Origin of the sequence: Pontibacter aquaedesilientis (assembly GCF_014773225.1) — a bacterium.
In the GTDB taxonomy this organism is placed as follows: domain Bacteria; phylum Bacteroidota; class Bacteroidia; order Cytophagales; family Hymenobacteraceae; genus Pontibacter; species Pontibacter aquaedesilientis.
Map to the genome: position 1 here is coordinate 987,647 of NZ_JACXAJ010000001.1, position 16,257 is coordinate 1,003,903.

General features: G+C 51.6%; 11 protein-coding genes. 7 read left to right on the plus strand and 4 right to left on the minus strand.

What is annotated here, in order from left to right:
* Nucleotides 1–5 precede the first annotated feature (5 nt).
* On the minus strand, nt 6–2,975 hold the full coding sequence (locus H9Q13_RS04340; protein ID WP_191182491.1) for a SusC/RagA family TonB-linked outer membrane protein: 2,970 nt from the start codon (nt 2,973–2,975) through the stop codon (nt 6–8).
* A gap of 324 nt (nt 2,976–3,299) precedes the next feature.
* Between H9Q13_RS04340 and H9Q13_RS04345 the strand changes: the two genes are divergently transcribed.
* The 3 genes from H9Q13_RS04345 to H9Q13_RS04355 are packed head-to-tail and all read left to right on the plus strand — an operon-like array spanning nt 3,300 to nt 5,593.
* A complete protein-coding gene (locus H9Q13_RS04345; RefSeq protein WP_191182492.1) occupies nt 3,300–3,452 on the plus strand; it encodes a hypothetical protein in 153 nt (50 codons plus the stop codon).
* A gap of 45 nt (nt 3,453–3,497) precedes the next feature.
* Nucleotides 3,498–5,108 (plus strand): class I SAM-dependent methyltransferase, encoded by a 1,611-nt coding sequence (locus H9Q13_RS04350; protein WP_191182493.1) that lies wholly within the window; start codon nt 3,498–3,500, stop codon nt 5,106–5,108.
* Nucleotides 5,109–5,143: 35 nt separating this feature from the next.
* Nucleotides 5,144–5,593, plus strand: a complete 450-nt coding sequence (locus tag H9Q13_RS04355) for a GNAT family N-acetyltransferase (RefSeq protein ID WP_191182494.1) — start codon at nt 5,144–5,146, stop codon at nt 5,591–5,593.
* A gap of 25 nt (nt 5,594–5,618) precedes the next feature.
* On the opposite strand, the gene H9Q13_RS04360 is transcribed toward H9Q13_RS04355, so the two are convergent.
* Nucleotides 5,619–6,176: a YceI family protein gene (locus H9Q13_RS04360; protein WP_191182495.1), complete on the minus strand. Its 558-nt coding sequence runs from the start codon at nt 6,174–6,176 to the stop codon at nt 5,619–5,621.
* Nucleotides 6,177–6,444: 268 nt separating this feature from the next.
* Here H9Q13_RS04360 and H9Q13_RS04365 point away from each other — a divergent pair, with 268 nt between their 5' ends.
* From H9Q13_RS04365 to H9Q13_RS04375, 3 genes are all read left to right on the plus strand, one after another.
* Nucleotides 6,445–8,550, plus strand: a complete 2,106-nt coding sequence (locus tag H9Q13_RS04365; protein WP_394367970.1) for a M13 family metallopeptidase — start codon at nt 6,445–6,447, stop codon at nt 8,548–8,550.
* 757 nt (nt 8,551–9,307) lie between these two features.
* Entirely contained in the window at nt 9,308–10,180 is an 873-nt protein-coding gene (locus tag H9Q13_RS04370) for a hypothetical protein (protein WP_191182496.1), read from the plus strand.
* A gap of 377 nt (nt 10,181–10,557) precedes the next feature.
* On the plus strand, nt 10,558–13,068 hold the full coding sequence (locus tag H9Q13_RS04375; RefSeq protein ID WP_191182497.1) for a penicillin-binding protein 1A: 2,511 nt from the start codon (nt 10,558–10,560) through the stop codon (nt 13,066–13,068).
* A gap of 148 nt (nt 13,069–13,216) precedes the next feature.
* Here the strand turns inward: H9Q13_RS04375 and H9Q13_RS04380 are convergent, their stop codons facing one another.
* Nucleotides 13,217–14,074, minus strand: a complete 858-nt coding sequence (locus tag H9Q13_RS04380) for an aminotransferase class IV (protein WP_191182498.1) — start codon at nt 14,072–14,074, stop codon at nt 13,217–13,219.
* The gene (locus H9Q13_RS04385; protein WP_191182499.1) at nt 14,058–15,194 is read right to left on the minus strand and encodes a DmpA family aminopeptidase; all 1,137 of its coding nucleotides are present in this window, start codon (nt 15,192–15,194) and stop codon (nt 14,058–14,060) included. Before H9Q13_RS04385 ends, H9Q13_RS04380 begins: the two co-directional genes overlap by 17 nt.
* Before the next feature lie 183 nt (nt 15,195–15,377).
* Here H9Q13_RS04385 and H9Q13_RS04390 point away from each other — a divergent pair, with 183 nt between their 5' ends.
* Nucleotides 15,378–16,145 (plus strand): S1/P1 nuclease, encoded by a 768-nt coding sequence (locus H9Q13_RS04390; protein WP_191182500.1) that lies wholly within the window; start codon nt 15,378–15,380, stop codon nt 16,143–16,145.
* Nucleotides 16,146–16,257 lie beyond the last annotated feature (112 nt).

The window sequence follows — 16,257 nt, forward strand, 5'->3', positions numbered from 1 at the left end:
CAGGGTTAGAAGTTTACGTTCACGCCTAAGTTGTAAGTAGCCGACAGCGGGTACACGTTCAGGTCTATACCTGCCGCGTTGGGAGCACCACCAATCTCTGGCGTGAAACCGTTGTAACTGAACCACGTGACAGGGTTTTGGGCATTCACATAGAAGCGCACCCGCTGCATTTTAAGTCTGTTCACTAAATCGCTTTGCAGGGTATAGCCAAACTGCACGTTTCGGATCCGGATATAGCTTCCGTCCTCCACGAACCAGCTGTTTGGCTCGAGGTTGGCCCTGCTCACATCCGCGGACGGATACGAGTTGGAAGTACCCGGCCCGCTCCAGCGGTTGTCGAAGAATTCTTTGGTATAGTTCTCGTTACCCACCCGGATGCCTTTGTTGGCATTGTATACGTCCACATCGGCCACGCCCTGTATGTCCAGCAAAAAGTCGAAGCTCCTGAAGTTGAAACTCGTGTTGATGCCATAGAACATACCTGGGTTCGGATTGCCGAGTATCACCTTGTCGCGGTTGTCTATCACGCCATCTCCGTTCATGTCGCGGTAGCGGAAGTCGCCTGGCTTGGCGGAAGGCTGCGATGAATTGGCCACCTCCTGCTCGTTTTGGAATATACCGTCTACCTCAAAACCATAATAGGAACCGATCGGACTGCCGATGCGCGAAACATTGGTAAAATAGCCGCCTATTGGCAGCGAACCGCCTGGTTGGTCTGTATCGCCGGCTGACAGCCCTGTCACTTCATTGCGATTGAAAGAAACGTTAGCCCCTATGTTGTAGCTGAAATCAGCGGACATGTTATCGCTCCAGTTGGCTACAATCTCTAAGCCTCTGTTTCTGAAGTCAGCAAAGTTACCGCGCACAAACGGGCTGCTCAAACCTCCAGTACCGAGGTTGGGCACGTCGAAAATAGCGTCCTGGGTTTCTTTATTGTACCAGTCAGCTTCCAACGTCAGGCGGCTTTCCAGGAAGTGCAGTTCGACGCCGATATTGGTCTCGTTCACAACCTCCCAAAGCAGGGTGTTGGGAACAGCCCGCACGATACTACCACCCACATAAGGTATAGGAGGCACACCGAAAAAAGCTGTATAGCGTGGATCGATGGTCGCGGTGAGGTCGGCTATACCTGTCGGTATACCTGCATTACCTAACTTGCCGTAGCTGGCACGCAGTTTCAGGAAATCCACAAATGTCTGGTCTTGCATAAAAGGTTCTTCCGTCACCACCCAGCCCAGGCCAATCGACGGGAAATTATCCCAACGGGTGTCACGCGGGAATTTAGAGGAGGCATCGCGCCGGAGTGTAGCGGTCAGCAGGTAGCGTTGCTTGAAACTGTAGTTGATGCGGCCGAAGTAAGAATTATAGCGCTCCAGATCGCCTGTATTGGAGATTCCGAAAGTTTCAGGGTCGCCGAGGTTCAGGAATAGCGTGGCATCCGAATCGAACGGTACGTCACTGGCAGACCCCGATAGTGTCTCACTCTTTATTTCCTGGGCCGAGGTTCCCAGCAAGGCGGTTACGTCATGATCCCCAAACGTTTTGGTGTAGGTCAGGGTATTCTCCCAGAGCCATTGGTTTTCTTTGGCGCGGGACTTTGTAAGGCGGCTGCGAGGGGAAAACTGCACCGTTGTTAGCGAGTCCTGCGCCTGGTAATTACGGAACTCATTGATGCCATACTCCAGGCTCAAACTCGTACGGAACAGCAGATCGTTGAGGAATTTGACTTCACCAAAGGTATTACCAACCAAACGCTGCCCGTTGGATATCTGGTTGAAACGGTCCAGAGATGCCTGAGGATTAGAGAAGTTTCCCAATCCAATATCCGCCGGATCGCCGTAGCTGCCGTCCGGCCGGAAAGGTCGCAGGATTGGCGGTGCAACGAAAGCGTTCAGCAACACGCTGCCCGGAACGTCATCCGATTCGTAATCCGAAAAAATGGCATTGTAACCTACCTTGATGTTATCGGTCAGTTGGGCGTCTGTCTGCAAACGGGCTGTTATGCGTTCGAACACGTTATCCTGAATGATGCCCTCTTCGTTGAGATAGCCTCCACTGAAGCTGTAGCTCAGACGCTCACTGCCACCCGATACCGATACGTGGTGGTTATGTATGGTGGCAGTCCTGAGAATCTGGTCGTACCAGTCCGTGGATGGCTGGTTGGGATCGACAGTCTCCGTACCTAGCTTTTCGTTGATCAGGGTGGCATATTCCTGGGCGTTGGCCATCTCGAGCACATTGGTAGCACGTTTAACTCCGACAAAGCCATTGTAATTGATGACGGGTTTACCTTCCTGGCCCCTTTTGGTGGTAACCAAAATGACACCGTTGGCAGCCCGAACGCCATAAATCGAGGCACTGGAGGCATCTTTGAGCACCTCCATCGATTCGATGTCATTCGGATTAAGGAATGTCAGGTCGTTCACGATCGTGCCGTCCACCACGTAGATCGGCTCAACCTTGCCCAGTACCGATCCGGCACCGCGTATACGCACCGATGGGGAGGCACCTGGCTGTCCGGAGTTGGTGATGTTTACGCCGGCCACCTTGCCTTGCAGCGAACTGACTGGGTTTTGGGAGGCCTGTTTTTCAAACTCCTCGCTCTTTACCGAGCTGATAGAGCCCGTTACGTCGCGCTTCTGCTGAGTACCGTAACCCGTGACCACCACCTCTTGCAGTTGCTCAGAACCGGCCGTAAGCTGTAATCTCATACTAGTCTGGTTATTGACCGGGAACTCCTGGCGTTTATAGCCCAGGTAATTGACGACGAGCGTTGCATTGGCCGGTGCACTGATGGAAAAACTGCCCGTAGCGTCGGTCTGCGTGCCTCTTGTCGTTCCCTTCACCATAACACTGGCGCCAATCAACGGATCGCCGGTGGCGGCATCTGTCACCGTACCGGTAATGTTGAGGTCCTGGGCCAGGAGTACGTGGAAGGAAAGCAGGCAGAGAAGGAGTAAAAAATTTCTTTTCATATGCTTCAATTATAAGATGGATAAATAGTTCGGATCATCACGCGGCTACGGTATTGTTGTGTTTTATACAGGCAACCCTCACCCGACATTAGAAAACAACTTGGGCAACCTGATCGCCTTCCCGTTGCTGGTCAATGAAATTCAGCCCACATAAGTAACTCATTAATAAGCCTATATACGCAGGTACTACTAAAGCAGGGTAAGAACATGCCAGAATAGTATGGATAGAAGTCAAAAAAGTGCTATCCCAAGGCTACTGTCTGCCCACCTCCCCATCTGAGCAAACCTACCTGTGAGAAACCCGAACTGTTTTAAAGCCACATCATGCTGGTCCTGTACCTGACGGGTTCAATTGCTGCGTTCCTCCGATCAGCACACATGGGCAAGGTTTCCGCTGGCAATTGGTCGGAATTTTATACCTTGGAATATGACAGAGCGATCCTGCTGATCAGGCTAAGCTGCCGCCGCTTTGTGTAAATTTTGAATTGAACTGAAACGTCACCCAGAACATATAATCATGGTATGAGAAATAAAGCTGAACTCCGTGAAACAATTTTCCGCCACCTCGATGGCATCGTGACAGCCCCGACTGCTTTTGCACTGCATCAAAAAGGAGTGCTCACCTACCTGCTTGAAAATAAAGAAGTATCGCTGCTGGAGCTGGTTAGTGCTTTTGAGGCTAATGATGGTTACCTGAACGTTGCCCTGCGTGTACTCTGCTCGCAAGGCTGGTTGGAGCAGCACCTGGACAATGCCACTGACAAAATCAGCTTCAGCGTGACGCCCCGGGGCGAAATCGCATTTCCATTGGTGCCGCTATATGAGGATGTCGTGAAGCTGATGCAACTCTCCGGCAAATACCACCCACGCAAATTTGAGAAGGAGCCCTACCAGGTATGGGCAACAGTGGCCGACAGGTATAAGAACAGCTACGGCCTGACTTTGTCCACTGAGCCAACTGAGTGTGAGGTACAAAAGCAGGTGCTGGCGCATATAGAGGGACTGTTGATGGGGCCGGCCATTGTTCTGCTGGGAATGAACGGCATGTTTCACAAATACTTTATGGAGAGCCGCTTCAGCCCGGAGGAATTCCATGAGAACCACGAGGACTTCCGCAAAATACTCGACCTGTTTGCGCACCTGGGATGGTTCCGCAAAGTGAATGACCAGTATGAGTACACAGAAGAAGGCGTCTTTTTTGCCAAGCGGGGCAGTGCCTATGGCGTGACGGTATCCTACATCCCGACTTTCCGGCACCTGGATGATCTGCTGTTCGGAAACCCTAACGTGCTGTGGGACAAACCCGAAGGCGCACCTGAGCTGCACGTAGACCGCGAGATGAATGTATGGGGGAGCGGCGGCGCGCATGCCACCTATTTCAACGTGATCGACGAGATCATCATCGAACTGTTCAACCGGCCCATCGAAGAGCAGCCGAAAGGTATACTGGACATGGGTTGCGGCAATGGGGCGTTCTTGCAGCATATGTTCGACGTAATTGAGCGGCAGACGGCGCGTGGCAAGGTGCTGGACCAGTACCCGCTCTTCCTGGTAGGCGCCGACTACAATCAGGCGGCCCTCAAGGTTACACGGGCTAACCTGATCAAAGCCGATATCTGGGCCAAAGTGATCTGGGGCGATATCGGACGGCCAGACTTGCTGGCGCAGGACCTGCAGGAGAACTACAACATTGACCTGAAAGAGCTCTTGAACGTGCGCACCTTCCTTGACCATAACCGCATTTGGGAGCGACCGGCAGATCGCACACCGGGCAGAGTGAGCAACTCGACCGGGGCTTTCGCTTTCCGGGGCAAGCGTATCAGCAACAACGAGGTGGAAGACAACCTGCTGGAACACCTCAAAAAATGGACACCCTATGTGGATAAGTTCGGTCTACTGACCATGGAACTGCATACCATCCCCCCTACCCTGGCAGCAAGCCATTTGGGTAAAACCGCCGCCACAGCTTACGACGCAACACACGGATTCTCAGACCAGTATATAGTAGAGGTAGAAGTATTTCATAAAGTAGCATCCGAAGCAGGGCTATACCCTGACAAAGGGGCCTTTCGAAGGTTCCCGGATTCCGACATGGCCACGATCAGCATTAACCTGCTTCGAGGAAAGTCTTAGCCGTATACCTGCCTACACAACCAACCTGTTGCACCATGATCACCATTCGGAAAGCAGAGCTTTCCGACCTTCGGCCTATCAAGAAAATCGACCAGCTGTTGTTTGGGGCAGATAGCTATCCGCTGTTTGTATTGCGACAGTTCTACGACATCTCGGGCGACTACCTGCTCGTAGCCGAAACGGAGGGAGTAGCGGTGGGCTACATACTTGCGCATTTCGACCAACTGAAGTCGCGGGGCTGGTTACTTTCGTTGGGGGTGTTGCCCACACACCGGGGCAGGCGCATTGGCGAAAAGCTAATGGCCGCCAGTCTGGCGCAGATGGAGTCGCAGGGGGTTACCACACTATACCTGACCGTGCACCCCGACAATGCCGCGGGCATCAACATTTACAACCGGCTAGGCTTCGGTGTGCAGGAAATCATCCCGGACTACTACCTCGACAACAGCCCCAGGCTGCTCATGAGCAGGCAAGTCCATCGTTAAGTGTCGGTCTATACCTGCAAAGGAATCAGTACACCATCCGAAAGCGGACCTGCAGCATGTCCTTCACCTTCATGGTCAGGATGGAAGGTCGCTTGATTTGGTAGGCCTCCAGGCTGATGTCGAATTCTCCGGTTACAAGCAAACTCTCCCCCTGCCATTGTGTCTGCGCAATAAGCTGTATTTCCCTGGTGATACCGTGGAAAGTAAGACGTCCGGTGACGGCCAGGGCCCCATCCTGCTCCGTGATTTGTGAGCTGATGAATGTCACCTCCGGATAGCGTTCTGCCTCCGTTACTTTCAGCATATCCCGATCCCGGCGACGGTTGCCGCTGTCAAAAGAGCGGACAGGCACCCTCACCTCGACTTTTGATATTTTCCTGCCATCCTGCGATAGCGTGAGCTGGCTGCTCACCTCTGAGCTTATACCTTGAACGGTATGCAGCGGATGCTCCAAGGTATAGCCGATCGTGCTGCCGCGTTTCGCCTGCCGAAAGGTGTCTTGGTATACCTGTCCCGAAGACCCAAAGCCGGTAAAAATACACATTAAGATGATACTGAAGGTAAAGAAGAGATAATGCTTCATACTAAATTATACCGCTCTGTTCCGGCAAAGTTGACAGGCAGGAAACAGAACATCGCAGCCATACATGGATGCAAGAATTTGCATATAGTTTTATTGGTGTCAAACTATATGCAACCATGTTGTGTTATAGGGGCTGCGTAAACCTGTCCTAAGGTTGTTACAAAAAAATAATCCGTACTGTTTTCGCTATTAAGCCTTATTTTAGGGCATTCAAAAAATTGCTGTTCACACAGAAGTTTATTGAACATTAAAACACATTCAACCTAACATGAAAAAAACAAAAGACACTACCTTGATTTCACAGACCGTGAAAGTACAGTCTGTTTGGAAAAACCGCCTGAGGTTGCTGCTTTTCGGAGCGGCTACTTTCTACGCAGTCGAGGCATCGGCCCAGTATGGCGGCAAAGCGACCAAGCAGTCCAAATTCATTGACAAGTCCAACATGGACATGAACGTGAAGCCAGGCAACGACTTCTATACCTATGCCAACGGGGTATGGCTGCGTAACAACCCGGTTCCGGCCAAAGAAACCCGTTGGGGAAGCTTTAATGAGCTGCGCGACTTTAACATTATCGCCGTAAGAACCATCCTGAACGAAACGGCTGCCAAGTCAAACGCGGCAGCAGGCTCCATTGAGAAACGTGTGGGCGATTTCTACGCCGCCGCCATGGACAGTGCCGCGATCGAAAAAGCAGGTTACACGCCGATCAAGGCTGATCTGGAGCGTATCAAAGCTATTAAGGATGCTAGTGGCGTGCTGAATGAAGTGGCCTATATGCGTACTTCCGGCATAGGCTCCCCGATGTTTGGTTTCTATGTAGGGCAGGATCGCAAAAACGTGGAGAACATGGTGCCACAACTGAGCCAGGGTGGTACTACCCTGCCTGACCGCGACTATTACCTGAAAAACGACGCACGCAGCACCAAGATTCAGGAGGCGTACAAAAGCTACATCACGACCCTCTTCACCCTGACCGGTGTTGACCAGGCCACCGCCCAGAAAAACGCTGAAACCATTTTCAACCTGGAAAAGAAAATGGCCGAGGCCCAGATGGCCCGCGTGGAAATGCGTGATCCGCACAAAACGTACAACAAATTTGCGGTAGCTGAATTCAGTAAGACCACTCCGAACATGGATTGGAAGTCGCTGATGACAAAAATGAAAGTCTCCGGCCAGGACACCATCCTGGTTAACAACCCGAAATTCTTCACGGAGCTTAATGGCCTGCTAAATGTTACCCCGGTGGCTGACTGGCAGACCTACCTGCAGTTCAACGTGCTGAAATCAGCAGCGCCATACCTGAGCAGTGACTTTGTGAACGCTAACTTTGCCTTCACGCAAACACTGTCTGGCCAGAAGGTACAGACGCCACGCTGGCAGCGCATGTCACAACTAACAGATGGCACTATAGGTGAACTACTTGGACAGCTTTATGTGGAGAAACACTTTAAGCCGGAAGCGAAGGCCAAAATGGACGAGATGATCGCCAACCTGATCAAAGCCTACGAAATCCGCATCAAAGGACTGGACTGGATGAGCGCCGAAACAAAGGAGAAAGCCCTGGCCAAACTCCATACTTTCCGTCCAAAGGTAGGTTACCCGGAGAAATGGAAGACCTACGAAGGGCTGGCGATCAGCCGTGATTCTTTCTTCCAGAACGTGCGCAATGCCGGGCAGTGGGGCTACAACGACATGGTGAGCCAGTTGGGCAAGCCGGTTGACAGAACCAAGTGGGGTATGACGCCTCCGACTGTGAACGCCTACTATAGCCCGGTAATGAACGAGATCGTATTCCCGGCAGGTATCCTGCAGTTCCCGTTCTTCGACCCGAACGCGGATGATGCAGTAAACTACGGTGGTATTGGCGCTGTGATCGGTCATGAGATCTCCCACGGTTTTGATGACTCAGGCAGCCAGTACGACAAAGACGGTAACCTGCGCAACTGGTGGACAACAGAAGACCGTACCCGTTTCCAGGCAAAAGCTGACCAGCTGGTAGCACAGTACAACGATTACACCGTGCTGGATACCATCCATGTAAACGGCAAGCTGACGCTTGGCGAGAACATCGGTGACCTGGGTGGCTTGAGCGCCGCTTATGAGGCCTTCAAGATGACCAAGCAAGGCAAGTCCAACAAGAAGATTGACGGCTTCACCCCGGATCAGCGATTCTTCCTGGCTTGGGCACAGGTATGGAGAACAAACATTCTGCCTGAGACAGCCGCACAGTTGATCCTGACAGACACGCACTCCCCTGGAATGTACCGCACCATCGGTGCCCCGGTGAACATGGATGCCTGGTACAAAGCTTTTAATGTGAAGCCAGGTGACAAGCTTTACAAGAAGCCAGAGGACAGAATCAGAATTTGGTAATCTGAGTTTTATCAAAGGAAACGCCTCCCAAGCTACTGCTTGAGAGGCGTTTTTTTTATACCTATACCTGTCACTACCTGCCCTGTTTTTCCTTAATGCGCCGACTGTTACCCGGCATTTGAATTCACTGCGCACTTCCAACGGGTCGCGCTCACTAGACCAGCCCCGATCACCACCGAATTACCCGTTTCGTTATATGTCGGTTTTGATTTTTCGCTTATAGTCCCCAAGTCCTGTAGGTGACGCCAAGGGTAAAAGCTCGTGCAGGTATAGCCTACCAAAAATATTTGCATGCAAATTCAATTTTGCGTTTTAGGACGAATAGATCATTTTACAGGACGAATGGAGGTACACGATGGGTGAATGAAAATTCTTAAGCAAATGGCGCGTTGCAGCCGGAATCACATCATAAATCACATGAACTCATACACTTACAATTTAGTTAAAGTACCAAAGCATTTATAATTAAGCTTAAAATTATACATACGCATTTACCCGATTGACTATAAGGGCGCCGGTAATTTATACTATACAGGAAGAGGTTACATGTCCTGGCATTGATACATTTTACCGGCAACACCTGTGAAAACAAGTTTTCTACTCAATTAAATGTATGAACAACAAAACTTTAGAAGCACCACTAACTGACAAACTTAAAACCAACCAACCAACTTTATTAAACACTGCAGATTCGGACACGTTGTCTATTTGCTTCAGCCCGGCGGTTAAGCTCCTCTGTGCTCAATGGCATCAACCCATGCGTAGCGAAGAATACCGGCAAGCGGTACGAATGATTGCGCGAAGCATAGCCTTTCTCCGGGCCAAGCTCGTGCTGATAGACCTAACGGCCTTGGTGTCCATCTCAGAGATAGACCAGGAATGGACGGCAAACTTCTTGAAGAATGCCCTCTCAAAATCCTCCATCAGAAAAAGCGCCAGGGTTTTCTCGGCTTCCGGCTCCCAACCTGAAACCATGCAGCAGGTGATGAACAAAACCTCTACGTTACCCTATGACATCGGCCTCTTTCACGACACGGAGAAAGCCAAAGCGTGGCTGTTGGATGGGTATCCAGCCAGGCTGTTTGATGAAGGCAGAATCACGATTCCGCTCAACTTCAACCTGAAATTGCTCAATCAGGATATCCTCAACAAAAGGGCTCAACAGCGCGCTCAGCACTTGGACGAAAATCCACAGGTCATCTACGCCGCTTCTGCTTTGCCTGACAACTTTCACTTAGGCACCGACTTTGTTTTCATCTCGCTCAGCCAAGCCGAAAACCTCATGCGCATCATTTGGAAGAAGCCCCCGATTAGCAGGCAATACAGGTTTGGCATGCTGAAGGCCGCCCGTGCACTTATTGAGCACAAGCTGGAGCGGGTGCTCCTGAACAACCAGCGCCTGGGTATACTCACACTCGAGGATCAGGGCTGGCTCGTGTCAAAGTCTCTGCAACTCTTACCAAGAACAAAGCTCAGAAAACTGGCCGTCGTGACTTCTGCAGACTCGCTGCAGCAGATGAGCAGTGAGGTGATCGGCTGTAAGTTGAGAGAAGCGAATCTGCCCTATGATACCCGGTACTTTTTATCGGAGGAAGAGGCTACAGAATGGCTGATGGAAGAATCTGCTTAACTGGAATCCTTTTCGGGCAATGAATAGGAAGGCCCTTTGTCGTTGACCGACAAAGGGCCTTCCCGTTTTTACGTTTCATGGCTTCCATACCTGCCAAGCAAGTTGAGGCAAGCCAGGCAACGAAATAAACTTCAAAAGGAATTCAGAAGGAAAGTATTCTGATCTGCGGTATTCAAGGCAGAATAAACTGGAATAATAAGGCTGCTGAAATGATCTTGCGCTACCATGCGTTATACCTGCTGCGGTGTGGCAAAAGGTTTTTTCCCCGGATTTCGCCGCAATAAGACTGATTTCGTATAGTCCCCCTGATATGGCTTGGTTATTGATCGCTTTTGCGGTCGCGATGCGCCAGGCAGCAAAAAAATAGTATCACCCTTATGAAGCGAATGCTTTTGAAGTTCATCAAGTTTATCTTTTACGGCATTGTACTACCCATCCTAAGATTTTTAGGTACGCAGTTCCATCTTTTTTACCTAAGCCAGAAACCCAAGTTTTCTGCCTCCTACTGGCAGCAGAAATGGCAGCGTTTCCGCCGGATAAACTGGAAAAACCCCCAGTTATCAGATTTTCGGGGCATCTTCAGATTCGCCCTCAAAGGGATGCTGCTACTGCTCCTGGCTTTCACTTTTTTTTATCTGGTGGTATACACCGGCTTGGTGGGAGGCGACATGCCCTCCCGGAATGAACTGAAAGCCATCCAGAACAATACCGCTTCCGAGGTATACTCTGCCGACCAGGTGCTGCTGGGGCGCTATTACATTCAGGACCGCACCAATATTGGCTACGATGAGATAGCACCTGTTGCCATCCAGGCCCTGATCGCGACAGAAGACGCCCGCTTCTACGACCACGCCGGCATTGACATGCGCAGTATGCTCCGCGTGTTTTTCAAGTCGCTGCTGCTGCAGCAGGAAAGCTCGGGTGGGGGAAGTACTTTGAGTCAGCAGCTAGCCAAAAACCTCTTTCCGCGCAAAGGCAGGAGGCTATGGGACATGCCCGTCAACAAAATGCGTGAGATCATCATTGCGCGAAAACTCGAAGGACTCTATTCCAAACAGGAACTGCTGGAGCTATACCTGAACACAGTTCCGATGGGCGGAAACCTCTATGGCATAGAGCGTGCCTCTCGCCGCTTCTTTAACACGACAGCCGATTCACTCAAGACCCAAGAGGCCGCCGTGCTGATCGGTATGCTGAAAGCCACCACGACCTACAATCCGCGTCTGAACCCGGAACGGGCACTGCAGCGCCGTAACGTGGTGCTGGCACAGATGGCCAAGTACAATTACCTCACGCCCAACCAGGCTGATTCCCTCCGGCAGACACCGCTGGTGCTCAACTACAGGTATACGACGCATAACGATGGCATGGCGCCCTACTTTCGGGAGCAGCTGCGCCAGGAACTGGTCACCTGGGCTGCCAGTCAGCGCAAAAAGAACGGGCAACCCTACAACCTCTATACCGACGGGCTGAAAATTTACACCACCATCGACTCCCGCATGCAGCGCCATGCCGAGCAGGCCGTCAGGAAGAAGATGGCGCTGCTGCAAAAACAGTTTGACACGCATTGGAGAGGCCGTACACCCTGGGGAAGAGACGCCACCGTCATCGAGCACGCCATGCACCGTTCAGACCGCTTCAAAAAGTTAAAGGCTGCCGGTGCCACCGACGCCGAGGCGGCAGAGTCGTTTCGAAAACCAATTCAGATGAGTGTATTCAGCTGGAGCGGCAACACCAACCGAACCATGAGCCCATTGGACTCGCTGGCCTATTATCAGCGCTTCCTCAACACCGGACTGCTGGCCATGGAGCCAGCCACCGGGTACGTGCGGGCCTGGGTGGGCGGCATTGACCATCATGCCTTCAAATATGACCATGTGCGTTCCCGACGACAGGTGGGCTCCACTTTTAAACCGTTTGTATATGCGGCTGCACTCGAAAAGGGACTAGCCCCTTGCTCCTACTTTGCAAACGAACAGGCCGTTTATCCGGAATACGACAATTGGTCGCCCCGGAACGCCAACGAGCAGTATGGTGGCGAGTATACCATGCGCGGTGCATTGGCGCACTCTGTCAATACGATCTCGGCCCATATGATCATGGAGGCTGGCGTGGACCGTACCGTGGCTTTGGCCAAGCGCATAGGTATAGAGCAGGACCTGCCAAAAGTGCCTTCCTTGGCTCTCGGCACCGCCGATCTTTCCCTTTTTGAAATGGTGAGCGCCTATGCGACCTTTGCGAATGGTGGTCTCAGGGCAGCTCCCGTGTATGTGGCCCGCATCGAAGACCGGAACGGCCTTGTCATCCGTCAGCACCGTGAGGGGAATTACGCCCGTCGGGTGCTTTCGCGTGAAAATGCGGCTATCATGCTGCATCTGCTGCAGGGCGTGGTAGAAGAAGGCAGCGCCGCTAAGCTGCGTTCTGAGTATGGCCTGCGCATGGACATAGCAGGCAAAACGGGCACCACGCAGGATCATGCAGACGGTTGGTTTATCGGCATTACCCCGCACCTCGTGACAGGCGTTTGGGTAGGTGCCGAAAGTCCGAAGGTCCGATTCCGCACACTGACGGAAGGCCAGGGCTCCCGGACGGCACTGCCTGTTTGGGGAGAGTTTATGAGCCGCGTGGCCAAAGACAGGGAGTACGCCGGTTTCCGTAGCAGTCGGTTTGCCCCCTTATCACCGAATTTGCTTAATGTACTTGACTGTGAATCATTCCGGGAGGAGCCACCGAAGCCGGAAAACCTATTCGATCGCCTGTTTCAGGGTGTGACCAAAAGCTACAAAGATTGGAAAAACCAAAGCAAACGGGGTCGGCAGCAAAAAAATGCTGAGAAACGAAAGCGACAGCAGGAAAAAGCGAAGAAAAAAGGGCGCTGGTTTAACTAAATCACGTCCAACTAGGGTATATGGCAGATAATGACAGTCTGCCCTAAACCAAACTTTATGAAGCTTATTGCTATTCCAATTTTACTGCCGATAAAAACAGCAGGTCTTGCCCTGTAGTGGTGGTAAAGATATAGCGCCTAGGGTATCGCTACTGTACTTGGCTAGCCACGTACTGCTCTTCCAGCGCCACCAGATCCTGTAGCAGTTGAAGTGTCACCTCTCCGGGTTTGCCTGTTCCAATCACCTGGTCATCTACTTGTACAATGGGCAATATGCGTTTGGTGGTGCTGGTCAGGAAGGCTTCTTTGGCCTGGGCGATATCCTCTAAGGTGATTGCGGCCTGCTCTACGTTATACCTGCGCCCGGCCAGTTCCAGCACATTTTTCCGGGTGATGCCTTTCAGTACATTTTCAGCGGGGGTAACCACGGTGTTGTCTTGCCGGACGATGAAGAAATTGCAGCGCGGGAACTCCGACACCACCCCGTTGCGGTAATACAGTACCTCCTCTGCCCCATTGGATTTAATCTTGCCGATCAGCCGGATGCCCATGGAGTAGTTAATGGTTTTGGCGGCAGGGAACTCCCGCACATAGTCATGGGTGATGATCTTGATGCCTTTTTCGACTTTCTGCTGCCCAGGCAAATGGAGGGCTTGTTGCGTGATAAGCAGATTAGGTATAGCCGGAGTAAAACTGTCTTCGGAGTAACCGCCCGTCATAATGATTTTCATGCCAGATACCTCAAGGGCATTCTTCTCGGTGAGTTTGAAAATGATGGACTTAAGTTCTTCTCTTGAAAGGGGCACTTCCAGTTCCATCAGCCGACCTGACTCAAAAAGCCGGTCCAGGTAATCCTCCAGGAAGAGCAGGGTGTTGCCATGCACCTTCACAAAGTCGAAAATCCCATAGCCACGCTGCACGGACAGGTCACTGATATGGAGGAAGGCCTGATCCAAAGGCACAATTTCTCCGAGGTTGTAGGCAAAAAGTTTATCGTTTGATTGCATGGTGTTTCTTCATAATCTTAAGGACACTGTTCAGGGGAAGGGCTTCTGTAACATGCTGCTCCCTGCCCTCCATGGTTTCCGCTTTAAATAGGGAATTGATGATCGCCTCCTCCGTCGCCTCGATGGTGGCCATAAAAAGCGGTGATAGTTCATCGTTGCGCAGCAGCGTAACCGTCTGTGTTTTCTCTGCAGATGTATAAGGTATACGCAAACCCTCGTGCGTGGAGAAAGCAATGACATAATCGCCACTGCCGTTGGATGCGATCCCGCCTGTTTTGGCCAGTCCCATCAAGGCCCGTTTGGCTATACGCTCCAGGTTGCGGGCATCCACAGGCGCGTCCGTTGCCACCACCATCATGCAGGAGCCGTCGGCACTTTCCAGTACATGCTTGCTAAAAGAGAATTGCCTGAGCTCCTCACCAACCGGTACACCATTAACCTGCAGGACACCACCAAAATTGCTCTGCACCAACACGCCGATGGTATAGCCACCCAAACTGGCTGGGAGTTTTCGGGATGCGGTGCCTATACCTCCCTTAAAACCAAAACAGACTGTGCCAGTGCCTGCTCCAACGTTGCCCTCTGCCACCGGGCCGGTCTTCGCCTGTCGAATGGCCTCCAGCACATGCGATTCCGTAACATAGCGCCCCCGTATGTCATTCAGGTAACCGTCGTTTGTCTCACCCACCACCGCGTTGACGGACTGCACCTGCTCGTTGCCGGGTAACTGCAAGGTATAGCCTACCACGGCGTTCATGGCTGTGCCCACCCCCAGGGTATTGGTAAGTATGATGGGAGTTTCGAGGTGACCGAGTTCCTGGACCTGCGTGCTGCCCGCCAGTTTACCGAAGCCATTGCCCACGTACACCGCAGCCGGCACTTTCTGCTGGAAAACATTGCCCTCATGCGGCAGGATGGCGGTCACGCCTGTACGGATCTGCTTGCCCTGTACCAAGGTCGTATGGCCTATCCGTACTCCTTGCACATCGGTTATGGCATTGTTTGCTCCTGGCTGCAGCACACCGATGTGTATGCCGTACTCCCGCGCACGTTTGCGCTCCTGCCCTTCCGCCTTCAACAGCACTGCCATCATCAATAAGCCTGTTAAAATTATTCTCATGATAAGCTCTAAAAGCATGGGGTAAGCGCAAAGCATGCACAGCAGCGCAGCTACTGCATGCCGGGTTGAGGCTGAACTAAATTTCTTCAAAAGGCATTCTCTGAAAGAATTTACTTTTTGGTAATACAATTAAGCAAAAAACAGTTTGTTTTGCAGCATCAAATCTTCCAATACTTATTTTCCATGAAAAAAATAATTTGCGTCCTGCTGTTTCTCCCTTTTATGATAGGACAAGCCTTTGCCTGGGGACAGAACGGCCACCGCGCCGTGGGCCTGATCGCCGAACAACACCTGAGCAGAAAAGCCAAGAAGAAAATTGAGAAAGTCCTCAAGGACAACTCCCTGGCGGAGGTATCGGTTTGGATGGACGACATCAAATCTGACACGGCCTATAACCACACGCACGACTGGCATTGGGTGACTATACCTGGTGGTAAGACCTACGAGCAGACCGAGAAAAATCCGAATGGCGACATCATTATGAAGATTGAGGAACTGGTAAACATGCTGAAAAGCAACAACCTCAGCGACAAGCAGCATCAGGAATACCTGAAATATCTGGTACACCTGGTAGGTGACCTGCACCAGCCATTGCACGTGGGCAAAGAAGGCGACATGGGCGGTAACGCTGTGAAACTGCAGTGGTTTGGCCAGAACTCGAACCTGCACCGCGTTTGGGACAGCGACATGATCGACGGCAAGAACATCAGCTTTACGGAACTGGCGCAGTTTGTTGGTACGCCAGATAAAAACCAGGTAAAACAGTGGCAGTCAACCAAGGTGCGCGACTGGGCCTATGAGTCGATAACCTACCGCGAGCAGGTATACAACATTCCGCAAGATGGCAAGCTGGGTTACCGCTACAGCTATGACAACTTCAGCACCGTAGAACAGCGCATCCTGCAGGCAGGTGTCCGTCTGGCTGGCCTGCTAAACCAGATTTATGGGTAACACCATTTGTGGGAATATTTGCGTGTGAGACAACTATTTTAAAATTTCTGCAAAAAGTTGTAACCAATTAGGAACGTTCTTACGTTCTGATGTGTCTAAAGGAAATAACAAC